The sequence below is a fragment of the Pseudomonas sp. Pseusp10 genome (assembly GCF_059492225.1).
In genome coordinates, this window is the sequence record NZ_CP168528.1 from 2,863,672 (window position 1) to 2,887,284 (window position 23,613).

Below are 23,613 nucleotides of genomic sequence, written 5' to 3' on the forward strand. Positions count from 1 at the left end.
GTCAACCCATCATGGCTTGAAATCGCCTGCACCTCCATGAAGTTGTTGATCGGCGTGATAGGACGAGCGCACCAACGGTCCGGACGCGACATTCTTGAAGCCCATGCGCGTGCCTTCCTCGGCGAACCAGGCAAAGGTGTCCGGGTGCACGAAGCGCTGCACCGGCAGGTGGCTGCGGGAGGGCTGCAGATACTGGCCGAGGGTCAGCATGTCGATATCGTGCTCGCGCATGCGCTGCATGACCTCGATGACTTCCTCGTCGGTTTCGCCCAGGCCCAGCATCAGCCCGGACTTGGTCGGCACGTGGGGCACCGCGTGCTTGAATTTCTGCAGCAGGTCCAGCGACCATTCGAAGTCCGAACCCGGCCGTGCGGCTTTGTACAGGCGCGGTACGGTTTCCAGGTTGTGGTTGAACACATCCGGCGGCTCAGTGGCGGTGATTGCCAGGGCCACGTCCATGCGCCCGCGATAATCCGGCACCAGGGTTTCCAGTTGCACGCCGGGCGACAGTTTGCGGATCTCGCGCAGGCAATCGACAAAGTGTTGGGCGCCGCCGTCGCGCAAGTCGTCGCGGTCCACCGAGGTGATCACCACGTACTTCAAGCGCAGTTCGGCGATGGCCACGGCCAGGTTCATCGGTTCGTTGGCATCCAGCGGCTTGGGCCGGCCATGGCCGACATCGCAGAACGGGCAGCGGCGGGTGCAGATGTCGCCCATGATCATGAAGGTCGCGGTGCCACCGGAAAAGCACTCGCCGAGGTTGGGGCACGAGGCTTCTTCGCAGACGCTGTGCAGCTTGTGTTTGCGCAGCAGTTGCTTGATCCGCTCGACCTCGGGGGAGATCGGCATGCGCACGCGAATCCAGTCGGGTTTGCGCGGGAGTTCATCCGTGGGAATGATCTTCACCGGAATCCGCGCGACCTTGTCCGCGCCGCGCAGTTTGGTGCCGATTTCTACTTTCGCCGGGCTCTTGCCGGTCGATTCGACAATGGCATTCATGGTGCTTTCCTTGTGCAGCAGGGTACAGAACCTGTGGGAGACCCTGTGGGAGCGAGCTTGCTCGCGATGAGGCCATTACATTCAGCATTGATGTTGAATGAAAGTCCGCCATCGCGAGCAAGCTCGCTCCCACAGAGTTTTTTCCCACAAGGGGTTTTGTGTTGTGGGGTCAGTCGCGGTAGACCGGGAAGTCGGCGCACAGGGCGGCCGCCTGGCGGGCGACATTGGCCTCGATGTCGGCATCGCCCAGGTGATCGAGGATGTCGCAGATCCAGCCTGCCAGGGCGATGCTTTGCGCTTCCTTGAAACCACGGCTGGTGATCGCCGGCGTACCGATACGCAGGCCGGACGTCACGAACGGCGATTGCGGATCGTTGGGCACGGCGTTCTTGTTCACGGTGATGCCGGCGCGGCCGAGGGCGGCGTCGGCGTCCTTGCCGGTCAGGCCCTGGCGGATCAGGCTGACCAGGAACAGGTGGTTATCCGTGCCGCCGGACACCACGTCATATCCGCGCTCGATAAACACCTGCGCCATGGCCTGAGCGTTACGGATCACTTGCGTCTGATAAGTCTTGAAGCCTGGTTCCAGCGCTTCCTTGAAACACACGGCCTTGGCCGCGATCACGTGCATCAGCGGGCCGCCCTGACCACCGGGGAACACCGCGGCGTTGAGCTTTTTCTCCAGCTCCGGATTGGCCTTGGCCAGAATCAGACCGCCACGCGGACCGCGCAGGGTCTTGTGCGTGGTGGTGGTGACCACGTCGGCATAGGGCAGCGGGTTCGGGTACAGACCGGTCGCCACCAGGCCAGCGACGTGGGCCATGTCGACGAAGAAGTACGCGCCGACCTTGTCCGCAATCTGGCGGAAGCGCGGGAAGTCCAGGGTCTTCGAGTACGCCGAGAACCCGGCGATGATCATCTTCGGCTTGTGCTCGACCGCCAGGCGCTCGACTTCGTCGTAATCTATCAGGCCCGTGGTGGTGTCGATGCCGTACTGCACGGCGTTGTAGAGCTTGCCGGAAAAACTCACCTTGGCACCGTGGGTCAGGTGACCGCCGTGGGCCAGGCTCATGCCCAGCACGGTGTCGCCGGCTTGCAGCAGGGCCAGATAAACCGCCGCGTTGGCCTGGCTGCCGGAGTGCGGCTGGACGTTGGCGTAGTCGGCGCCGAACAGTTGTCTGGCGCGGTCGATGGCCAGTTGCTCGACCACGTCGACGTGTTCGCAGCCACCGTAATAGCGCTTGCCCGGATAGCCTTCGGCGTACTTGTTGGTCAGGCCGCTGCCTTGGGCTTGCATCACCCGCTGGCTGGTGTAGTTCTCCGAGGCGATCAGTTCGATGTGGTGTTCCTGCCGTGCATCCTCGGCATTCATCGCCGCCAGCAGTTCGTCGTCGTAGCCTTTGATCTGGTCGTGCTTGCTGAACATGGTGTGGTCCTTTTTCTGGATTCGTGGGGGCTTCAAGCGTCGGCGTGTTCGGCGGTCAGGCGTTCATAGGCGTCCAGATCCAGCAAGTCGCTCAACGCCTCGACATCGACCGGTTTGAAACGGAAGAACCAGCCTTCGCCCAACGGGTCTTCGTTGACCAATTCCGGGGTGCTCTCGAGCGTCGCGTTGATCTCGACCACTTCACCGTCCAGCGGCATGCCGATACTGCTGGCGGCTTTCACCGACTCCAGCACCGACACTTCAGCGCCTGCATCGAAGGCGCCCAGCTCAGGCACCTGAACGAACACCACATCCCCCAGCGCCTGCTGGGCAAACGCCGTGATGCCGACGGTGACCAGGCCATTGCTCTCAAGGCGCAACCATTCGTGATCGACGGTGAAACGCAATTCGCTCATATCAACTCCTTATTGTTTTAAGGCTCGTGGCGGGGCGACGAGCGGGGCTGGAGGAGTGATAGCAAGGGCGGTGCCAATGTTGATTAGTCGTTTTAAATCAATGGCTTGAAGTATTTTTACAAGAAGGGGATAACGAGTGCTGTATTGAAATCAATACGGGCAAGTAAAGCCTCGGACGCAAGCGCCGTGATTGCTGGCAGGCAAGTGGTTGTCTTGATTTCGTTACGCTGTATCGATTTGCGAACGGTGAGCTCGAGCACGACTCAGCCCCCTGTGGGAGCGAGCTTGCTCGCGATTGCTGAGTATCAGGCAACATTGATGTTGGATATGCCGGCCTCATCGCGAGCAAGCTCGCTCCCACAGGGTTATGCGGTGACCCGGAAATGCCGCTTTACGGTTTGTTGGGAATCCCGTACTTGCGCAAGCGAATGGCAATGGCGCTATGGGACGTCTGCAACCGCGCAGCCAGTAACCGACTGGACGGATAGCTGCGGTAAAGCTGTTCCAGCAGGTTCTTCTCAAAGTCGCCAACCGCTTCTTCCAGGCTGCCGACTTCGCCGTCGTTTTGCCGCTCAACGGCGGTGCGGGCGATGTCCAGGTCGTCGATGTCTACCAGCGGATTTTCGCAAATCGCCGCCGCGCGGAAGATCACGTTTTGCAGTTGCCGCACATTGCCCGGCCAGCGGTTGCCGAGCAGGGCGCTGAAGGTGCTAGGCGCCAGGCGACAGGCCGGTCGCTGGATCTGCGCGCAGGCCTGTTGCATGAAGTGATTGGCCATCAGCAGGATGTCGTGACCGCGCTCGCGCAGCGGCGGTACTTGCAGGTTGAGCACGTTGAGGCGGTAGAACAGGTCCTCGCGAAACCGCCCTTCGGCGACCATTTTTTCCAGGTCGCGGTGGGTCGCGCTGAGCACCCGCACATTGACCCGTACTTCTTTGTCGCCCCCCACTCGACGGAAGCAACCATCGCTGAGAAAACGCAGCAGTTTGGCTTGCAGATAGGGCGACATTTCCCCGACTTCATCAAGGAATACCGTGCCCTGATCGGCCAGTTCCAGCAGGCCGAGCTTGCCGCCCCGTTGTGCGCCGGTGAAGGCGCCGGGGGCGTAGCCGAACAGCTCGCTTTCGGCCAGGCTCTCCGGCAGTGCCGCGCAGTTCAGGGCCAGGAACGGCGCATCGTGCCGTGGGCTGATGGCATGGCAGGCACGGGCCACCAGCTCCTTGCCGGTGCCGGTTTCACCCTGGATCAAGAGCGGCGCATCAAGGGCCGCCACCCGTTGCGCGCGGGCCTTGAGCGCACGGATCGGCGGCGATTCGCCGAGCAGCGCATCGAAGCCTTCGGCATGGTCGTGATGCAGCGCCGACAGGCGTTCGCCGATGCGATTGGGTTGATAGAGGGTGAGCAGGGCGCCGGCGTCGGTGATCGGCATTGCGTCGAGGAGCAAGGTCTGGCCACCGAGGCTGACCTCGTGCATCGGAAGGCGGAAATGATGGGCGATCAGGGTGCGCTGCAAATCGGCATCGTCGAACAGTGCGGTCAGCGATTCACCTGCCGGTTCGCGGCCGCAGAGGGCGATCAGCGCCGGGTTGGCCAGCAGCACATGGCCGCGATCGTCCACCGCCAGCACCGGGTCGGAACTGGCGGCCAGCAAGGCGTCCAGTTGCAGGCGCCGGCGTTGCCCCGGGAGGATGTCAACCATGGTCACCGCTTGCACGCCGCGCACATCAAAAAGGGCTTCGCGCAACTCTTCGAGCACCTCGGCGCCGAGGGTCGGCGCATCGATGTAGACGTTTGGCGGGACCATCTCCACGGCGTCCAGGTTGAAACTGCGTCCACCGAGCAGGGCCAGCACTTCCTGGGTGATTCCGACGCGGTCGATGAAGGTGACGTGGATGCGCATGACGGGCCTGCAAGGTTGGCAAACTAAATTCAGTATGCCCGGCAAAATTTCAATTTGGCGAGTGTCACCTCACGGCGTGCCGGTTTTACGGGCGCTGGCGGCCAGGTCCTCGAGGAACGCCTGGAGGATGGGCGGCGGTGCCGTACCGCGTCGGGTGATCACGTCGAACGGCGATTTCAGACGCAAGCTCGCGGGTGCCAGTTGATGCATCTCACCGCTCTTGACCCATTGGGCGGCAAAGTGCTCCGGCAGAAAACCCAGGTAGGCGCCGGAAATGATCAGGATCGCGGTGGCTTCGATGTTGTCCACGGTGGCGGCCGCTTTGCTGACGCCCAGGTGCTCGAGGTCGTATTGCTGCATGTAGCCACGCACGACGATCCGCCCGGCAGCGACTTCTTCGAGCAGCTCCTCACCTTCAGCCTGGCTGCCAAACAGCGGGTGGCGCCGCCCGCAATACAAACCCAGGGCTTCCTGGTACAGCGGCGATTGCAGCAGCCCCGGCACATGGATCGGGAAGTGCCCGATGGCGAGATGAAGTCGACCGTCGAGCACCCGTTCTTCGAGCTCCGCCGGAGTGCCGACGTACACGTTCAGGTGCACGTCATGGCCTCGGGAGACGAAGCGCTGGGTGGTGCGCGGAATGGGCGAATCCGGGTCGGTGATCGTGGTGTCGATGATCCCCAGGTTGAGCTTGCCGCTGATGTGCTGCTTGAGCACGTCGGCGTCCATGCAGAAGTTTTCCACCGCCGACAGCAGGCGCTGGGTGGCTTCATGGATGGCCACCCCTTGCTCGGTCAGACGGAAGCCGCTGCGCCCGCGCTGGCAGAGTTTGACCCCGAGACGGGTTTCCAGGTGGGTCATCTGTTCGCTGATGGTCGACTGCCCGGCATTGAGCGCCGCCTGCGCGGCCGAGAAACCGCCGCAGCGAACAATCGTGGCAAATACTCTGAGCAACTTCAGATCGACATCGTGTAGCTGAATCACCTGGAACCTCCCGCCTGTGGATGCATCGGTAATGCCGATATGAGTATCTGATGTTTAGCATTTTTTCCACGAAAACCTGCGCCCATAGTCTTTCCAACGGCGGTCGCCTTGCAGTCCGCCAGGCCGATAACAAGAAGTGGAGAGGCTAGAAATGTCGAACAACGGTTATGAATCCGGTCGCCTGAACCTGCCATTCGTGGGTCATTGCACCTTTGGCAAATCCCCGGTGTGCACCGATTGGGATGCTCTGGATGCCGACGTCGCGGTACTTGGCGTGCCCAACGACATGGGCACCCAGTGGCGCTCCGGCGCACGCTTCGGACCACGCGGGATTCGCGAAGCATCGACGCTGTTTTCCTTCGGCCATGCCGGCGCCTACGACCACGAAGACGACGTGATGTACCTCACCGCATCGGACGTGCGCATGGTCGACGTCGGTGATGCCGACATCGTCCACACCGACATGGAAACCAGTAACAAGAACACCGAATACGCCGTGCGCAAGATCCTCGATGCCGGCGTGATGCCGGTGGTGCTCGGCGGCGACCACTCGGTACACGCGCCAGTGATCAAGGCCTTCGAAGGCCGCGGCCCGATCCACATCATTCACTTCGATGCGCATCTGGATTTCGTCGACGAACGCCACGGCGTGCGCTACGGCCACGGCAACCCGCTGCGCCGCGCCTCGGAAATGAACCACATTGTCGGCATGACCCAGATGGGCATCCGCAACGTGTCGTCGTCCAACCGCGACGACTACGAAGCGGCCCATGAAGCCGGCTCGAAAATCCTCTCGGTGCGTGATGTGCGTCGCCTCGGCGTCGAGGGTGTGCTGGCGCTGATCCCGCAGAACATCAATTACTACATCACCATCGACATCGACGGTTTCGACCCGTCCATCGCCCCCGGCACCGGCACCCCGAGCCACGGCGGCTTCCTCTACTACGAAGTGCTGGAAATCATCCAGGCCCTGGCCAAGCGCAGCAAGGGCAACATCGTCGGCATGGACCTGGTGGAAGTCGCGCCTGTCTACGACCCGACCGGCATGACCTCGATCCTGGCCGCGCAACTGCTGCTCAACAGCATTGGTTTTATCTTCCACGAACGTGGCAAGGTGCGGGCCGCCGCCGAGAGCGAGTCGACTCCAGCCTGATCATCGAAACCACAAAGCTCAGAAACCAGAGCCCCGGCAGGACCTGACTGCCGGGCAGTGAGAATAAAAATGGACACGATCGTCAAAAGTTACCTGCAAAAATTCGGCGTCAGCGAAGCCACCCAAACCTTTCTCAGCAAGGTCCAGAAAATGTTCATCGGCGGCGCCTGGGTCGAAGCCAGCGACGGCCAGACCTCCGATGTGATCGAACCTTCGACCGAAGGCCTGATCACCCGCATTCCCATGGGCACCACTGATGACCTGGACCGCGCCGTGCAAGCCGCGCGTGCCCAGTTCGACGGCGGCGCCTGGCGCCAGGCCAAACCGGCCGAACGCGAACGGATGATGCAACGCCTGGCCGACCTGATCGAACAGAACGCTGCCGAGCTGGCGGAAATCGAATCGATCGACATGGGCAAATCCGTGGCTTTCGCCAAGGACGTGGACATCCAGGGCACCGTCGATACCCTGCGCTACTTCGCCGGCTGGGCCACCAAGCTGCACGGCCGTACCGTCGAACCGTCGCTGCCGGGCAACTACCTGGCCTATACCCGCAAGGAAGCGGTCGGCGTAGTCGGCGCCATCGTGCCGTGGAACTTCCCATTGCAGACCATGGCCTGGAAGCTCGGCGCGGCGCTGGCGACCGGTTGCACAGTGGTGGTCAAACCCGCCGAGCTGACCTCGTTGTCGGCCCTGCGTTTCGCTGAACTGGTGCAGGAAGCGGGCATCCCCGACGGCGTGATCAACATCGTCACCGGGCGCGGCAGTGTGGTCGGTGCGGCCATGGCCACCCACCCCGGCATCGACAAACTGACCTTCACCGGCTCGACCCCGGTCGGTCAGACTGTCGGCCGCGCAGCGCTGGATGACATGAAGCGCCTGACCCTCGAACTCGGTGGCAAATCACCGGTCATCGTCTGCGCCGACGCCGACATCCCGGCCGCCGCCCAAGCGGTCGCCAACGGCGTGTTTTTCAACTCCGGGCAGGTATGCGATGCCGGTACACGGGCCTATATTCATAGCAGTGTCTACGACGAATTCCTGCGTGAGCTGATCGCCTACACGCGCACCCTGAAAATGGCCCCGGGCCTGGACCCGGACTGCTTCATCGGCCCACTGGTCTCGGCCCTGCAAAAGCAGCGCGTGACCGAGTACATCGAAACCGGCAAGGCCGAAGGCGCCGAACTGGTCTACGGCGGCCAACCGGTCGATGGCCCTGGCTTCTTCGTCGAGCCGACCATCTTCGCCCACTGCCGCAACGACATGCGCATTGTCCAGGAAGAGATCTTCGGCCCGGTGCTGGTCACCGCACCGTTCGACGATGAGGAAGAGGCACTGGCCCTGGCCAACGACTCGCCCTATGGTCTGGCTGCCGCACTGTATTCCAACGACCTGGGCAAGGTGCACAGCCTGATCCCGCGTCTCAAGGCCGGTTCGGTCTACGTCAACGCCCACGGCACCCTCGATCCGTCGATGCCGTTCGGTGGCTACAAACAGTCCGGATTCGGCAAGGACCTGGGCGCCGAGCAGCTCGATTACCTGCTCGAAACCAAGGCAGTCTGGATCACGCTGCCGGGCTGACGCTTGTCCTTTGTAGGAGCGAGCTTGCTCGCGATGGTCGCTAACGATAACGCTGGAAGCCTGATACCCCGCGGCGCTCCTGGCTTCATCGCGAGTAAGCTCGCTCCTACAGGTTCAGCGTCATTTTCGCCATTGGCGCCATCATTGATCAGGAACGGCAAGGACGCGCCCCGGGAGTCGTTCACCCGAAAGAACGCGGTTATCTCGTCATGATCTTCCAACAATAAGAGTCCATCATGAACACTAACGCCAAGTCCGCCACGAGCGTGTCCAGCCTCGACGAAAAATCCGTCGTCGAGGGGCATTCGATTGACTTCATCCCCGAGAACGAGCGCACCGACAAACTGTCGAGCCAGGGCCCGTTCTGGTTCCTCGGCAACTTCACGTTCTTCACCATGACCATCGGCTTCGTCGGCCCAAGCGTCGGCCTGACCGCGCTCTGGACCACGCTCGCCGGCACGCTGGGCATCATGTTCGGCACGCTGTTCATGGCGTTTCACGGTTCGCAAGGCCCGCACCTTGGCTTGCCGCAGATGATCCAGTCTCGCGCGCAGTTCGGCTATCGCGGGGTGATTCTGGTACTGCTCGCTACGCTGTTCGTGTTCGCCGGCTTCAACATCGTCAACCTGGTGCTGATGATGCAGGGGCTACACACGCTGTTCGGATTCAATCCGGCGGTGATTGCGGTGGCGGTGACCATACCGGCGGCGGTGCTGGCGATTCTCGGCCACGACTGGATGCACCGCAGCTTCAAATGGGCGCTGTTCCTGTCGTTGCCGCTGTATGGCCTGGTAACCGTGGCGGTGTTGATGGGTTGGGTGCCGGACGCAGCCATGCCGGCGCTGGCGGCGGGCGAAACGGCCCCGGCGCCACTGGGTTTCAACTGGACCGGTTTCATCGCGCAGTTTGCGGCGGCCGCCAGCTACAACATCGCCTATGCGCCTTATGTGTCGGACTACTCGCGCTACCTGCCGAAGAACACTTCCAGCGGCAAGCTGATCGCGGTGGTGTTCCTCGGGGCTTCGCTGTCCGGTGCGTGGATGATTTCCGTGGGTGGCTGGCTCGCCGATCACCTGCATTCCACTGATGTGCTGGTGGCCCTCGGGCAAGTCGGCAACACCGTGTCGCCGCTGGTGGGCACGGCGGTGGTGGTCGTCACCATCCTGGCGTTCCTGCCGGTGATCGCGATGAACATCTACAGCGCTAAATTGACCACGCTGACCTGCGTCGACTCGATCAAGCACATCGAGCCAACGCGCAAGGCACGCATCCTGGCCATCGGCTTCGTGATCCTGCTGCAACTGGGCGTGGCCCTGAGCATCCAGAGTTCCGGCAAAGGCCTGTCGGTGCTGGGGATCTACCTGGTGGTGATGCTGTACTTCCTGGTGCCCTGGACCTCGGTCAACCTCACCGACTACTTCTTCGTGCGCAAGGGCCGCTACGCCATCCCGCACTTCTTCATGCCCCACGGCAACATCTATGGCAGCTGGGGACTGCGCGGTATCGCAGCCTATGCCATCGGTTTTATCTCGATGATCCCGTTCTTCTACATCTTCGACGGCGTTGAACAGCGCGAGGTGTATGTCGGCCCGCTCGCCAAGGCACTGGGCAGCATCGACATCGCCTGGCTGGTCGGGCTGATCGTCTCGGGCCTGGCGTACTACTGGCTGAGCCGCTCGATCGATCTCAAGCGCGAAGAAGCGGTGATCCAGCACATCGAAAAAACCTCCCCGCAATACACCACCGGCGACACGCTGACCCACAAACAGCAGCCACCGCGGGTATTCACTGAATCGACGGTCGGGAGATAATTATGACCACGCAAAGAATGACCACGCAAAAAATGGCTACGCAAAAATACGACTACATCATCATTGGCGCAGGCTCGGCAGGTTGTGTGTTGGCCAACCGCTTGAGCGAAGACCCGGCCACCTCGGTGCTGGTCCTGGAATTCGGCGGCAGTGACAAGAGCGTAGTGATCCAGATGCCCAGTGCCTTCTCGATCCCGATGAACACCAGGAAGTACAACTGGCGCTACGAGACCGAACCGGAGACTTACCTCAACGGCCGGCGGATTCACTGCCCACGGGGCAAGGTGCTGGGCGGTTCGTCGTCGATCAACGGCCTGGTGTACATCCGTGGCCATGCTCTGGATTTCGACGAATGGGAATCCCTCGGTGCCGAAGGCTGGGGTTATCGCAACTGCCTGCCGTACTTCAAGCGCGCCGAAAGCTACGAGTCGGGTGGTGACAACTATCGCGGGCAGACCGGGCCGCTGCACACCACCAACGGCAACCACATGAAAAACCCGCTGTACGGCGCCTGGGTCGAAGCCGGTGCGGAGGCGGGTTACATCAAGACCGAAGACTGCAACGGCTACATGCAGGAAGGTTTCGGTGCCATGCACATGACCGTGAAAAACGGCGTGCGTTGCTCTACGGCCAACGCCTATCTGCGCCCGGCCATGGGCCGTCCGAACCTGACGGTGATCACCCATGCGATGACCCGCCAGATCATCCTCGAAGGCAAGCGGGCGGTGGGGGTCATGTATGACCACGGTGGTCAGACCCACCAGGTGTATTGCAACCGCGAAGTGCTGATCTCGTCCGGGCCCATCGGTTCGCCGCACCTGCTGCAACGCTCGGGTATCGGCCCGGCGGAAGTCCTGCGCAAGGCCGGGATCGGCGTGCGCCATGACCTGCCGGGGGTAGGGGAGAACCTGCAGGATCACGCCGAGGTGTACATTCAGTTCGGCTGCAAGGAACCGGTGACCCTCAACAGCAAGATGGACCCGCTGAGCAAGCTGATGATCGGTTTGCGCTGGCTGCTGTTCAAGGATGGCCTCGGCGCCACCAACCATTTCGAGGCCGGTGGTTTCATCCGCTCCGAGAAGGGCCTGCGCTGGCCGGACATCCAGTTCCACTTTCTGCCGGCAGCGATGCGCTACGACGGCAACAAGCCGATCAAGGGCCACGGCTTCATGGTGCTCACAGGTCCCAACAAACCGAAAAGCCGTGGTTATGTGCGGGTGCGTTCGGCCGACCCGTACGAGCATCCGGAGATTCGCTTCAACTACCTGCAACGGGAAGAGGACCGCGAAGGCTTCCGCCGCTGCATTCGCCTGACCCGCGAGATCATCGGCCAGAAAGCCATGGACCGCTTTCGCGACAGCGAAATCGCCCCGGGCGCGCAGGTGACCAGCGATGAAGACCTCGACGCCTTCGTGCGCGATAACCTGGAAAGCACCTACCATCCGTGCGGTTCGTGCCGCATGGGCGAGGACGACATGGCGGTGGTCGACTCCGAATTGCGCGTGCGCGGCATCGCCGGCCTGCGGGTGATCGATTCGTCGGTATTCCCGACCGAGCCGAACGGTAACCTCAATGCGCCGACCATCATGCTCGCTGAACGGGCGTCCGATCTGGTGCGTGGCGTGAAGATGCTGCCGGCGTCGGATGTGCCGGTGGGGTTGGTCGAAGGCTGGGAAAGCAGCCAGCGTACGTCGTTGCCGGGGCGTAACGTGCGGGTTTGACCACAATCCACAATCAATGTGGAAACCTAATGTGGGAGCGAGCTTGCTCGCGATGGCGGTGGATCAGTCACATCAATGTTTAATGTGCTGCCGCCTTCGCGAGCAAGCTCGCTCCCACAGGGATCTCGGTGCTTTCAGAAAATTTTACGTCGCTGGTCCGATGCCATTGCTAGTCTGTAAATCCTTGAGACCGCAATGGAGCACCCTCATGGCTATTCAGGCCCTGCGCGCCGACGCATCGCACATCGACCAGATCGCCCCTTTGTTTGACGCCTACCGGATGTTCTACAAGCAGCCGTCGAACCTTTCGCAATCGCGCGCCTTCATCGCCGAGCGGCTCGCCCGGGATGAATCGGTGATTTTTCTTGCTCGGGACACCGACGGTGAAAACCTCGGGTTCGTCCAGCTGTTCCCGACCTTTTCCTCCATCGACGCCCACCGCACCTGGTTGCTCGGTGATCTGTTCACCACGCCCGCCGCCCGGGGCAAAGGCGTCGGCACACTGCTGATGAACACCGCCCGCGACTTTGCGAAGCTGGCCGGCGGCAAGGGCATGACCCTGGAAACCGCCACCGACAACTTCACCGCCCAGCGCCTGTATGAATCCCTGGGCTGGGTGCGCGACCCCGGTTACTACACCTATTGCCTGGATCTGAAAAAAGACTGACTCAGCGATCCTGCTCGCCAAACACCGGCCGCATGAATGAACGCTCGTAGCTGAGGATGAATTTTCTCTCTTCGGCGTACTTGAACGCCGCGATGCAGTCCGGATCGCTCATCGATTGCTGCCGGTAATGCTCGTACGCTGCCAGGCTGGGGAAGGTGAACAGCGCCAGGGCGATATTGTTGGCGCCCTCCGAAGGCAAAAAGTAGCCGTGGTGCTGGCCGCCGAACTTCTCCACCAGGGGGATCCACAACTTGCCGTAGTGCTCGAATGCGTCGAGCTGGTAGGGATCGAGCACGTATTTCAGGTAGCAGGTCACCATTGTTTCGTTCCTTGATCAGGTTTTGAGGGCAGTCGCCACTGTAATCAACTGTGGGCGCCCGGCACAGCCGCTTGTTCGACATTGACCGGCAGGTTTGCGCCAGAGACCTGTGCTGGCGCCGCCGCACTATTGGTTCAGTCAATAGTCACCATCAAGAATCGCAAGTTCTGTTTTTTGCGCAAAGGCGGAAAATTGCCTGCATTGAACACGCTGCTCAAGGAACCTGCGCGATGAAAATCTTGACCCGACTGGCTGTGATTGCCCTGTTGCTGGGCAGTGTTGCGTCCACCGCATCGGCCTTTGCCGCCGATACAGCTGAGTGCCATTTGCCGCCCATTACCGGCGTGAATGCAGGGCTGCAATACGGTCAGACGGTCGGGGTGCTCTACAGCGCAAATACCGTGGAAAACCTGCAATACCTTGAGCAATACCACTCGGTGGCGGTGAATGGCGCGAAAAACGCACTGGATGCGCGGATTCGCCAGGCGTTCGTCAACAGCTCCGATCCGCAACTGGCGATCGACTGGCTGATGAGTTCGCTGCACAACACCTTTCTGTCGGTGACGGTCTACGACAACCTCGATGCGCTGGTGCAGGCCCACCCGGACGTGGTGGTGATGCTCGATACCCACAACCAGTTGCTGACCCAGCGTAACGACCGGGTCGAGGCGCGTTTCGCCGCGCGGTTCTACGACGCCAACCTGCAATACATCGGCAAGGCCGAAGGCGCGGTGGAAAAACAACTGCCGTCGGTGTGGGTGCATGACAAGGCCGCCCCTGAGATCGCCGCGCAAATCGAACAGCAACGCGACCTGCAACTGACCGCGCTGAAACAGTTCGATGCGTCGTTGAAGGCGCTGGTAACGGCCGGTTTAACCGCAGCAACAAATTAATAAGCTCCGACCTCCGTTGAGCGGCGGGCAACCCAATCCACCGTGGAATTCTTTTCAGGACCTGATACATGCGCACTGTTTTTGCCCCGACCCTGGCCTTCGCCTCGCTGCTGCTGGCCGGTTGTGCCACGCCGAACAATCCGACCATGACCTTGCAGACCAGCAAGTCGCCCGAGGAGTACACCCATTGCGTGGTGCCGAAGTTGCAGCACGATGCGCTGGCGCCCACGGTGTCGCAGACCCAGCGCAGCTACCGGATCGTCGTTTCGAGCAAAGTGGCGGCGGACAACGTGCTTGAAACCTATAAAGCCTCGAATGGCGGCAAGGTGTTCCTGTACGAGCGCAAGCTGCTGGCCTCGGCGTTCGTGCCATCGACGTTCGAGCGTGCGGCGCAGGAATGTCTGTAAGCGCAATTTCAGGCAAAAAAAGCCGCCGGGAGAGGCAGAATTGTAGGAGCCAGCCTTGCTGGCGATGGACTCAAATGCGCTGCGTTTATCCAGTACACACGCGTAATCGTTAACGACCATCGCTGGCAAGCCAGCTCCTACAAGGGACCATGCCCACGCTGAAAATGAAGTGACCTCCAAACCAGTGAAGGCACAAAAAAAAAGCCGCCGGGAGAGGCAGAATTGTAGGAGCCAGCTTGCTGGCGATGGACTCAAATGCGCTGCGTTTATCCAGTACACACGCGTTATCGTTAACGACCATCGCTGGCAAGCCAGCTCCTACAAGGGACCATGCCCACGCTGAAAATGAAGTGACCTCCAAACCAGTGAAGGCACAAAAAAAAAGCCGCCGGGAGAGGCAGCAGAAAGTTAAAGCACGCATTGGATGAGCAGAGTATGGCGCCCACTTCATGACGATTCGATGACAAATGAACAATTGTGGTGTGGGTCAAATTGAGTTCAGTAAACCTCGGGCACGATGATTTCCTGTGGTACAGGCCCCCGCGAATAGTCTTTCTGGCGCTCGCGCTGCGGCAATTCAATCACCGGCAACTCGACCTCTTCATAAGGCATTTGGCTCAGCAGGTGATGGATGCAGTTGAGCCGGGCCTTCTTCTTGTCGTCGGCCTGCACCACCCACCAGGGCGCTTCGGCGATGTGGGTGCGCTCGAGCATGATTTCCTTGGCCTTGGTATAGGCCTCCCAGCGGCGACGTGACTCCAGGTCCATGGGGCTGAGTTTCCACTGCTTGAGCGGGTCGTGAATTCGGCTGAGAAAGCGCAGGTTCTGTTCCTGGTCGGAAATCGAGAACCAGTACTTGATCAGCTGGATGCCTGAGCGGGCAAGCATGCGCTCGAATTCCGGGACGGTGCGGAAGAACTCTTCGTACTGGTCGTCATTGCAGAACCCCATGACCTTTTCGACCCCGGCGCGGTTGTACCAACTGCGGTCGAACAGCACGATTTCCCCGGCGGCGGGCAAGTGCGAAACGTAGCGCTGGAAATACCACTGCGTGCGTTCGCGGTCATTGGGCGCGGGCAGGGCGGCCACCCGGCAGACCCGGGGGTTGAGGCGCTGGGTGATGCGCTTGATCACGCCACCCTTGCCGGCGGCATCGCGGCCTTCGAACAGGATCACCACTTTGTGCCCGGTCTTGACCACCCAGCTCTGCAATTTCACCAGTTCGCCTTGCAGGCGAAACAGTTCGGCGAAGTAACGGCGCCGGGCTTCTTTCTCGCTGCCATCCTCAATGTGTTCATCGAACAGTGCGTCCAGGTTGTGTCCGTCTTCCGATAATTCCAGTTCCAGCTCTTCGTCACTGATATCGAGCAGCTCGCGGTGAATGCGCTGGATCAAGGTGTCCTGATTGGAAAGCATGGTGAGACACTCGCGTCGTGGATGGCACAGCCGATGCTAGTCACAGTTTGTTACGAAGTGGTGATGCCCGGTGGTGTCATCTGGGTGTCATCGAAGCCATGGCAAGATCCTCGCAATCCGTCTTGAGTGCCCGTCGGCCACCAGCCTGCCGGCAGATGAATGTGCAAGGAGCCCCGTATGAAAGACGCCCCGCTGTTTGCCGCCATCGACCTGGGCTCCAATGCGTTTCGCATGATGATTGGCCAGTCGGTGAGACGGAACCAGCAGATGGTCATCCAGGAAGTGAAAACCCTGCGTGAACCGGTGCGTCTGGCCGAAGGCCTGCAGGGCGGGGCGCTCGATGAGTTGGCGCTGGACCGGGGCTGGCAGGCGCTGGCGCGATTCGGCAAGAAGTTGCGCGGTTTCGAGGCCGGGCGCGTGCGGGCGGTGGCCACCAGCGCGGTACGCGAAGCGGACAACGCGCCGCTGTTCCTGGCCAGTGCCGAACGGCACCTGGGCTTTCGCATCGACGTCATTTCCGGTCACGAAGAGGCGCAACTGGTCTATGCCGGCGTGGCCCACACCTTGCCGGCGCAGAGCACGCGGCTGGTGGTGGATATCGGTGGTGGCTCCACGGAAATGGTCATCGGCCGTGGCGACCAGCTGCTGGTCACCGAGAGCATTGCCATCGGCAGCGGAACCTTCGGTGCGCACTATTTCCATGGCGGGCGGATCGTGGCCGAAGCGCTGCTGGAGGCCGAACGCGCGGCCACGGTGCAATTGGAGCGCATTGCCCGCCGTTACCGCGCCATGGGCTGGCAGCAGGCGATCGGTTCTTCAGGGACGGCGCGGATGCTGGCCAAGGTGCTCAAGGCCAACGGCTTGAATGATGACGGTCAGAGCGGCATCACCTACGGTGGGCTGCTGCGACTGTCGTTGCGCCTGCTGGAAGTCAAACATGTGAAACACCTCAAGTTGGCGGGTTTGCCCACCCATCGCCTGAGCATTTTGCCCGGCGGTCTGGTGGTGATGCTGGCGGCGTTCAAGGTGTTCGGGATCACGCATATGATTGCGTCTGAACCGGGTCTGCGGTTCGGCGTGTTGCATGGATTGATGAGCAAACACTAAAGTCCGCCAGTCGAGGTAAACCCATGACCGACCCCCGTCGCGTGCTGTTCGTCTGCGCCAGAAACGATGTCCGCTCACCCATGGCCGAAGCCCTGCTGCGCCACATCGACCCTGCCGACTTCCAGGCCTTCAGCGCCGGGCTCGAGGCCAGCGAGATCGATCCACGCACGTTCGAGTCCCTGGACCACATCGGTGTCGATGCTGGTGGCTTGCGCAGCAAGTCCCTCGAAGATTTCGAAGGCCAGGAGTTCGACTACGTCATCACGCTGTGCGACAAGTCCTCCGAAGAGGCCGCGCGCATGCCGTTTACCGCTGAAGTGATGGTCTGGAGCTTCGAAGACCCGACCACCAGCGAAAGACACGACCCGTTCCGCCATACCCTCCAGGAAATCGGCGACCGCATCAAAATGTTCGTCACCGTGAAAACCCGCCCCGTGCCCCAGGCGCCGTCAGTCAGCGAATCCTGAAAACCTTCGAACACCGTCTACCCTCATCGGTCACAACCATCATGATGAGGGTGCAGACGGTGATGAAAACGGACAAGGTTGACTCAAACGAAGCCTCGGCACTGATCGACGAGCGAATCCGCGAACTGGCCGACTGGCGCGGCGAAACCCTGTCCCGCGTCCGCAAGATCATCCACCAGGCCGACCCCGAAGTGATTGAAGAATGGAAGTGGCGGGGTGTGCCGGTGTGGTCCCATGCCGGCATCCTGTGTACCGGGGAAACCTACAGGCAAGTGGTGAAGATGACCTTCGCCAAGGGTGCGTCGCTGGATGATCCGTCGAAGCTGTTCAACGCAAGCCTTGAAGGCAATACCCGCCGTGCGATTGATATCCACGAGGGTGAGCAGATCGATGAAACGGCGCTGAAGGCGTTGGTTCAGGCAGCGGCGTCGCTCAATACCTCGCGCACCAAAAAATAAGCCAGTGCACAGAACCCCTGTAGGAGCGAGCCTGCTCGCGATGAGGGAGTGTCAGTCGACATCAAAGGTGTCTGACAGATCGCTATCGCGAGCAGGCTCGCTCCTACAAGAGCCGGGCCCACCTGACTGTTTTGGATATCCTCAGCCGTCATGTTCCAATAGCGAGCATTCGCAGACTGGAAACGCAACATGAAGAAAATCGCCGCATTGACCTTGGCTTCGCTATTCACCGCAGGCCTGTTCAGCACACCCACCCTTGCCGCGGGCGATGTCCAGGCCGGGGAGAAAGTCTTCAAGCGCCTCTGCAGCGGCTGCCACCAGATCGGCGAATCGGCTCGCGCCTTCTTCGGCCCGCAGCTCAATGGCGTGATTGGCCGCCATTCCGCCGTCACCACGGACTACGTGTACTCCGATGCGATGAAGTCAGCCAACCTGGTCTGGGACCGCGAAACCCTGATCGCCTACCTCGAAGCACCGAAAAAAGTCGTGCCCGGTACCCGCATGATTTTCTGGGGCCTCAGTGACCCGGAAAAGATCGAGGACCTGTTGGCCTATCTGCAAACTTTTCCGGCGCAGTAATCACTCGCCCAGGTTCTCCACCAGCCATTGAGTGAAGCTGCGCGCCATCGCCGTGTTCTCGCTGTCGCGATGTGTCAGCAGGGCCCAGTTCGGGCCACGGATGGTTTGCTCCACCATCGGCTGCAACAGCCCGGTGGCCCGCGCCTGCCGACTCAGCAACTGGCTCACCAGCGCGATGCCGAGCCCGGTGCAGGCCGCGTCCAGCAGTAAACCCGGATCGGAAAAATTCAGCCCCTGATCCATCTGCCCCACATCAATCCCCGATTCCACCGCCCAGTGGCTCCAGTCCATTTCCCGCTCGCCATGCAGGGTGGTGCGCTGTTCCGCCGGCACCGCCAACAGGCTCGGGTGGCACGCCGGGTAGAGGCGGTCGGCGTGCAGCACCTTGAAACTGCATTCGGCCTGGGAACTGATGTCGTCGCGCACCGCCAGGTCGATGGTCTGGCTGGCCATATCCGGCACTTCATCGGTGCTGAAAATCCACAGATCGACCTGCGGATGCTGGCGACGGAAATCCCCCAGGCGCGGCAACAACCAGTGCCGGGCGAACGCCGGGGTGGTGTTGAGCACCAGTTGATTGGGTTTCTGGTACTGCCCCAACCGGCGAATGCCCACCGCCAGTTGCTGCAACAACGCCTGGGTGGTGCTGAGCAGATCGTGACCGGCATCGGTCAGGCTGACGCTGCGCCCGCTGCGATAGAACAGCGGTTGCTCCAGGTACGCCTCAAGGCTGCGGATCTGCTGGCTGATCGCCGACTGGGTGAGGTGCAGCTCTTCGGCGGCCTTGTGAAAACTGCCCAGCCGGGCGGCGGCTTCGAAGCCGCGCAGGGTGCTCAGGGGCGGCCAGTGTTTGAGCATATCGATAAGTTCCTCTAATCAGTTTCCTGCAAAATCCATCGTTTGTTTGCCCGTTTTGTCAGCCGTAGCATGCATGCCAAGACCGCCAAGGCAGTTTTCATTGAACACAATGACTTAACTCAGAGGTACTTGTCATGCAGCAGAACGTTATTCAAAACAGCGGTTGGATGATGCCAGCCGAGTGGGTCACCCACGCCGCGACCTGGATGGTCTGGCCGCACAACAAGACCCTTTGGGAGTCGGGCTGGCGGGTGACGCTGCCACAGGTTCAAGAGGACTTCGCCCGCGTGGCCAATGCCATCGCCCGCTTCGAACCGGTGAAGCTGGTGGTCGATCCTTCAGCCGTCGCCAGCGCCAAAGCCTTGTGCGGGCCGAACATCGAATTGATCGAACTGGCGGTCAACGACAGCTGGTGCCGCGACTCCGGCCCGAGCTTCGTCTGCCACCCGCAGCAAGGACTGGCCGGTGTGAGCTGGCGCTTCAATGCGTGGGGCGGCAAGTCGGCCCACGATCTGGACGAAAGCCTGGCCCGCCGTGCGCTCAACCATTTGGGCCTGGAGTGTTTCGGCACGGCGCTGAGCAACGAGGGCGGCGCCATTCACGTGGACGGCGAGGGCACGCTGATCACCACTGAGTCGGTGCTGCTCAACCCCAACCGCAACCCTGGCGTGACCAAGGCCGACATCGAAGAGATCTTCACTCGCCTGCTGGGCGTGAAGAAAACCATCTGGCTGCCGGGTGATCCGGACTACGTGACCGGTGACATGACCGACGGCCACGTCGATGGCGTGTGCGCCTTCGCCCGCCCTGGCGTGTTGCTGGTGGACGCCACCCACGACCAACAATCGGTGTACGCCGAAGTCGCCCGGGAGAACCGTCGCGCCCTTGAACTGGCCACGGATGCCCAGGGCCGCCAGTTCGAGCTGATCGAACTTTATGAAGCCACCGATGCGGTGGACACCGAGGCCGAAGTGTTCTGCGCCTCCTACACCAATTTCTACATCGCCAACGGCGCGATCATCATGCCGGCCTACGGCATCGATGCCGATAATGTCGCCGCCGAAGTGCTGGCGCAGGCGTTCCCCGGTCGCGAAGTGGTACCGGTGCGGATCAACCATCTGGCCCATGGCGGCGGGGGTGTGCATTGCATCACCCAACAACAGCCAGCCTGGCCGGTGCGGGGTTGATGCCATGACACTGTTGACCATCGCCACCACCCAGATGCCTTGCACCTGGGACCTGAAACACAACCTCGATCAAGCCGAGCAACTGGTCCGCGAGGCCGCGGCCAAGGGCGCGCAGGTCATCCTGTTACAGGAGCTGTTTGCCACGCCGTATTTCTGCATTGAGCAACACCACAAACACCTGGCGCTGGCCGAGGAGTATCGCGACAGCCACGTGCTCAAGCGCTTTGCCGCATTGGCGAAAGAGTTGGGCGTGGTGCTGCCGCTGAGCTGGTACGAGAAGGCCGGCAATGCCTACTTCAATTCGTTGAGCGTGGCCGATGCCGATGGGCGCTTGTTGGGCGTGTACCGCAAGACCCACATCCCCAATGCCATCGGCTATCAGGAGAAGGAATACTTCAGCCCCGGCGACAGTGGTTTCCGGGTCTGGGACACCGCGTTCGGGCGCATCGGCCTGGGCATCTGCTGGGACCAGTGGTTCCCCGAGACCGCGCGCTGCCTGGCCTTGATGGGCGCCGAAGTGTTGTTGTTCCCGACCGCCATCGGCTCCGAGCCGGGTTGTGCAACCCTGGATTCGCGCGATCACTGGCAGATGACCATGCGCGGCCACGCCGCCGCCAACCTGCTGCCCGTAGTGGCGGCCAACCGTGTCGGCCGGGAAGCGGCGACCACCGACCCGGCCCTGCAAATGAACTTCTACGGCTCGTCGTTCATCTGCAATCACAAGGGCAAATTGCTCGCCGAAGCCGATCGTGACAGCACCGGCGTGCTGGTCCACACCCTGGACCTGGCGGCCATGCGCGAAGACCGCCTGACCTGGGGCATCTACCGTGACCGCCGTCCGGAAATGTACGGCGCGTTGCTGACCCAGGACGGTCGCCAGATCCACTCACGCTGGGCAACCCAAGGGGTGTGACATGAACACGATCAACAAGCTGTGCCTGGCCACGGGGCTGGCGCTGACCTGTGCGGTGCCTGCGCTGCACGCCGAGGAGAAAACCCTGCGGCTGTATAACTGGGCCGACTATTTTGCCGAGGACACCCTCAGCAAGTTCACCGCCGAAACCGGGATCAAGGTGATCTACGACGTCATGGATGGCAGTGAAACCCTGGAAGCCAAGATGCTCGCCGGCGGCAGCGGTTACGACCTGATCTTTCCCGGCGACACCGTGGCTGAACGCCTGATGCGTGCCGGCAGCCTGCAACCGCTGGATCAGTCCAGGCTCGCTGCCCTGAATGACGTCGAGCCCGGATTGCAGAAGCTGCGCTCGCACTATGAGCATTCGAGCCAGGCCACGGTCCCGTACACCTGGGGCACCATTGGCCTGACCTACAACGCCGACCAGATCGCCCAGCGTGTGCCGGGCGCACCGGTCAACAGCCTGGACATGCTGTTCAAGCCGGAGCTGGCGGCGAAGTTTGCCGATTGCGGCATCTCGATGATCGACTCGCCAGATGAAGTGCTGGCGGTGGTGCTCAACTACCTCGGGCGCGACCCGCGCAGCGGCAAACCGGCAGACCTGGCGGCGGCCAGTGAGTTGCTGATGAAGTTGCGGCCGTACGTTCGTAAATTCCAGTCGCAACCGGTGACCGATCTGGTCAATGGCAACCTGTGCATGTCCCTCGGCTACAGCGGCGACATGACCCAGGCGCAACGCACGTCGGACAGTGCCGGCAAGAAAACCACCTTCCACTACCGCATTCCCCGCGAAGGCACCACGGTGTGGATGGACACCATGGCCATTCCCGTCGACGCCCGGCACCCGGAATACGCCTACGCTTTCATCAACTTCGTGATGCGCCCGGAAAACATGGCGGCCATCAGCAACTTCACCGGCTACCCGACCTCCAATGCCAAGGCGCGGCCGGACGTCGATGCCGCGATGCGCAACAACCCGGACATCTACCTCGATGAAGCCACCTACGCGCGGCTGATTCCCGGCAAGGACATTTCCCAGGCCGACATGCGGGCACGCATGCGCACCTGGACCAAGTTCAAGACCGCTACGGTCAAATGATCACCGGCCGGCCCGCGGGCCGGCCAAACCCCGAATTTCAGGAAAACACATGCCGACTCGTCGAACATTCATCAAGCAGGTATCGGTCGTCGCCGCAATGGGCGCGGTGGCGTCCATGGGATTGGGTTTTGCCTCCCTGCCGGTGCGAGCGGCCGGCAAAGAAAACTGGTACATGCCCGATGAAGGTGACAAACACCAGCGGGCCTTCATCGCCTTCGGCGCGCAGGCCGCGATCTGGGAGGATTTCACGCCCCACGTGCAAGACGCCCTTGGCCGGATTGCCCGCAGCATTGCCGAATACGAACCGGTCACCGTGTTCTGTCGCCAGAGCGAACGGCGCCTGGCCGAAGCCAAATGCGGCAGCCACAACACGACCTTCGTGATCGCCGAGCTGGATGACATCTGGATGCGCGACATCGGCGCCAACTTTGTCGTCGATGGCAACGGCGACCTCAGTGCCGTGGACTTCAACTTCAATGGCTGGGGCAACAAACAGCAGCATGAGGACGATGGGCAATTGGCCGCCCTGGTCGCCGAAAACGCCAAGGCGGATTACCAGCGCAGCGAACTGGTGGGCGAGGGCGGTGGCATCGAAGTGGACGGCCACGGCACCGGGATCATGACCGAAAGCAGCTGGATCAATCGCAATCGCAACCCCGACTGGAGCAAGGCCGAGGTCGAAGCAGAACTGAAAGAACGCCTGGGCCTGCGCAAAATCATCTGGCTGCCGGGCATCAAGGGCAAGGACATCACCGACGCCCACGTCGATTTCTATGCGCGTTTCGTCAAACCCGGCGTGGTCATCGCCAACCTCGACAACGACCCCGAGTCCTACGACTACAAGGTCACCCGCGCCCATCTGCAGATCCTGGAAAACGCCACGGATGCCGATGGCCGCAAGTTGCAGGTACATACCGTTTCGCCACCCCTCAACCCGCGCAACAGCCGGTTCAACAAGGACAACCAGGACTTCGCCGCCGGCTACATCAACTACTTCGTGATCAACGGCGCGATCATTGCTCCGCAGTTCGGCGACGAAGAAGCCGATGGCAAAGCCTTCGACCTGCTGTCCGAACTCTACCCGGACCGCAAGGTGGTGCAACTCGACATCGACGCGATCTCCGCGGGCGGTGGCGGCATTCACTGCGTGACCAGTCACCAGCCGATGGTGTAAAGGCTTTGGCTTGTACACAAAACCTGTAGGAGCGAGCCTGCTCGCGATGGACGTTAACGATGCCGCGTGTTTACT

23 protein-coding genes are annotated in these 23,613 nt (G+C 61.4%); 15 read left to right on the plus strand and 8 right to left on the minus strand.

Annotated elements, in window-relative coordinates:
* Positions 1–9 precede the first annotated feature (9 nt).
* From lipA to ACEN8Z_RS12910, 5 genes are all read right to left on the minus strand, one after another.
* A complete protein-coding gene (gene lipA / locus ACEN8Z_RS12890) occupies positions 10–999 on the minus strand; it encodes a lipoyl synthase (RefSeq protein ID WP_495597882.1) in 990 nt (329 codons plus the stop codon).
* A gap of 169 nt (positions 1,000–1,168) precedes the next feature.
* A complete protein-coding gene (gene glyA / locus ACEN8Z_RS12895) occupies positions 1,169–2,425 on the minus strand; it encodes a serine hydroxymethyltransferase (RefSeq protein WP_108230637.1) in 1,257 nt (418 codons plus the stop codon).
* Positions 2,426–2,457: 32 nt separating this feature from the next.
* Entirely contained in the window at positions 2,458–2,841 is a 384-nt protein-coding gene (gene gcvH / locus ACEN8Z_RS12900) for a glycine cleavage system protein GcvH (RefSeq protein WP_008000464.1), read from the minus strand.
* A 391-nt stretch (positions 2,842–3,232) separates the two neighbouring features.
* The gene (gene gcsR, locus ACEN8Z_RS12905; RefSeq protein WP_126046349.1) at positions 3,233–4,741 is read right to left on the minus strand and encodes a transcriptional regulator GcsR; all 1,509 of its coding nucleotides are present in this window, start codon (positions 4,739–4,741) and stop codon (positions 3,233–3,235) included.
* Positions 4,742–4,810: 69 nt separating this feature from the next.
* Entirely contained in the window at positions 4,811–5,725 is a 915-nt protein-coding gene (locus ACEN8Z_RS12910; RefSeq protein ID WP_007987347.1) for a LysR family transcriptional regulator, read from the minus strand.
* A 151-nt stretch (positions 5,726–5,876) separates the two neighbouring features.
* Here ACEN8Z_RS12910 and speB point away from each other — a divergent pair, with 151 nt between their 5' ends.
* The 5 genes from speB to ACEN8Z_RS12935 all read left to right on the plus strand — a co-directional run bounded on the left by speB (position 5,877) and on the right by ACEN8Z_RS12935 (position 12,658).
* Positions 5,877–6,878 carry an agmatinase gene (gene speB / locus ACEN8Z_RS12915; RefSeq protein WP_108230635.1) on the plus strand — a complete coding sequence of 334 codons (1,002 nt, stop codon included), beginning with the start codon at positions 5,877–5,879 and terminating at the stop codon, positions 6,876–6,878.
* Positions 6,879–6,947: 69 nt separating this feature from the next.
* Positions 6,948–8,459 (plus strand): aldehyde dehydrogenase family protein, encoded by a 1,512-nt coding sequence (locus ACEN8Z_RS12920; protein ID WP_495597883.1) that lies wholly within the window; start codon positions 6,948–6,950, stop codon positions 8,457–8,459.
* Between the two features lie 236 nt (positions 8,460–8,695).
* Entirely contained in the window at positions 8,696–10,270 is a 1,575-nt protein-coding gene (locus tag ACEN8Z_RS12925; protein ID WP_495597884.1) for a purine-cytosine permease family protein, read from the plus strand.
* 32 nt (positions 10,271–10,302) lie between these two features.
* On the plus strand, positions 10,303–11,991 hold the full coding sequence (betA, locus tag ACEN8Z_RS12930) for a choline dehydrogenase (protein ID WP_495598123.1): 1,689 nt from the start codon (positions 10,303–10,305) through the stop codon (positions 11,989–11,991).
* Positions 11,992–12,199: 208 nt separating this feature from the next.
* Positions 12,200–12,658, plus strand: coding sequence for a GNAT family N-acetyltransferase (locus ACEN8Z_RS12935; protein ID WP_495597885.1), 459 nt, complete (start codon positions 12,200–12,202; stop codon positions 12,656–12,658).
* A gap of 1 nt (position 12,659) precedes the next feature.
* Here the strand turns inward: ACEN8Z_RS12935 and ACEN8Z_RS12940 are convergent, their stop codons facing one another.
* Positions 12,660–12,977 carry an NIPSNAP family protein gene (locus ACEN8Z_RS12940; protein WP_008002848.1) on the minus strand — a complete coding sequence of 106 codons (318 nt, stop codon included), beginning with the start codon at positions 12,975–12,977 and terminating at the stop codon, positions 12,660–12,662.
* A gap of 230 nt (positions 12,978–13,207) precedes the next feature.
* Here ACEN8Z_RS12940 and ACEN8Z_RS12945 point away from each other — a divergent pair, with 230 nt between their 5' ends.
* Together ACEN8Z_RS12945 and ACEN8Z_RS12950 are read left to right on the plus strand one after the other, a co-directional pair.
* Entirely contained in the window at positions 13,208–13,870 is a 663-nt protein-coding gene (locus ACEN8Z_RS12945; protein WP_495597886.1) for an ATPase, read from the plus strand.
* Between the two features lie 68 nt (positions 13,871–13,938).
* Positions 13,939–14,277 (plus strand): hypothetical protein, encoded by a 339-nt coding sequence (locus ACEN8Z_RS12950; protein WP_008002852.1) that lies wholly within the window; start codon positions 13,939–13,941, stop codon positions 14,275–14,277.
* Between the two features lie 498 nt (positions 14,278–14,775).
* On the opposite strand, the gene ppk2 is transcribed toward ACEN8Z_RS12950, so the two are convergent.
* Entirely contained in the window at positions 14,776–15,693 is a 918-nt protein-coding gene (gene ppk2 / locus ACEN8Z_RS12955) for a polyphosphate kinase 2 (RefSeq protein WP_104447738.1), read from the minus strand.
* Positions 15,694–15,870: 177 nt separating this feature from the next.
* On the opposite strand from ppk2, the gene ACEN8Z_RS12960 reads away from it, so the two are divergent.
* The 4 genes from ACEN8Z_RS12960 to ACEN8Z_RS12975 all read left to right on the plus strand — a co-directional run bounded on the left by ACEN8Z_RS12960 (position 15,871) and on the right by ACEN8Z_RS12975 (position 18,304).
* On the plus strand, positions 15,871–16,800 hold the full coding sequence (locus ACEN8Z_RS12960; RefSeq protein ID WP_495597887.1) for a Ppx/GppA phosphatase family protein: 930 nt from the start codon (positions 15,871–15,873) through the stop codon (positions 16,798–16,800).
* A 23-nt stretch (positions 16,801–16,823) separates the two neighbouring features.
* Complete coding sequence (locus tag ACEN8Z_RS12965) at positions 16,824–17,267, plus strand: arsenate reductase ArsC (protein ID WP_495597888.1); 444 nt, start codon at positions 16,824–16,826, stop codon at positions 17,265–17,267.
* A 62-nt stretch (positions 17,268–17,329) separates the two neighbouring features.
* Positions 17,330–17,725 carry a DUF1801 domain-containing protein gene (locus ACEN8Z_RS12970; RefSeq protein WP_495597889.1) on the plus strand — a complete coding sequence of 132 codons (396 nt, stop codon included), beginning with the start codon at positions 17,330–17,332 and terminating at the stop codon, positions 17,723–17,725.
* A gap of 189 nt (positions 17,726–17,914) precedes the next feature.
* Positions 17,915–18,304, plus strand: coding sequence for a c-type cytochrome (locus tag ACEN8Z_RS12975; RefSeq protein ID WP_495597890.1), 390 nt, complete (start codon positions 17,915–17,917; stop codon positions 18,302–18,304).
* Here the strand turns inward: ACEN8Z_RS12975 and ACEN8Z_RS12980 are convergent, their stop codons facing one another.
* Positions 18,305–19,162, minus strand: a complete 858-nt coding sequence (locus ACEN8Z_RS12980; RefSeq protein ID WP_008002864.1) for a LysR substrate-binding domain-containing protein — start codon at positions 19,160–19,162, stop codon at positions 18,305–18,307. It abuts the gene before it with no gap.
* Between the two features lie 134 nt (positions 19,163–19,296).
* On the opposite strand from ACEN8Z_RS12980, the gene ACEN8Z_RS12985 reads away from it, so the two are divergent.
* Genes ACEN8Z_RS12985 through ACEN8Z_RS13000 form a run of 4 tightly spaced genes read left to right on the plus strand, consistent with a single transcriptional unit; the run spans position 19,297 to position 23,538 of the window.
* A complete protein-coding gene (locus ACEN8Z_RS12985; RefSeq protein WP_495597891.1) occupies positions 19,297–20,349 on the plus strand; it encodes an agmatine deiminase family protein in 1,053 nt (350 codons plus the stop codon).
* Between the two features lie 4 nt (positions 20,350–20,353).
* The gene (aguB, locus tag ACEN8Z_RS12990; protein WP_442099638.1) at positions 20,354–21,262 is read left to right on the plus strand and encodes an N-carbamoylputrescine amidase; all 909 of its coding nucleotides are present in this window, start codon (positions 20,354–20,356) and stop codon (positions 21,260–21,262) included.
* Position 21,263: 1 nt separating this feature from the next.
* Positions 21,264–22,364, plus strand: a complete 1,101-nt coding sequence (locus tag ACEN8Z_RS12995) for an extracellular solute-binding protein (protein WP_495597892.1) — start codon at positions 21,264–21,266, stop codon at positions 22,362–22,364.
* Positions 22,365–22,413: 49 nt separating this feature from the next.
* Positions 22,414–23,538: an agmatine deiminase family protein gene (locus tag ACEN8Z_RS13000; protein ID WP_495597893.1), complete on the plus strand. Its 1,125-nt coding sequence runs from the start codon at positions 22,414–22,416 to the stop codon at positions 23,536–23,538.
* Positions 23,539–23,613 lie beyond the last annotated feature (75 nt).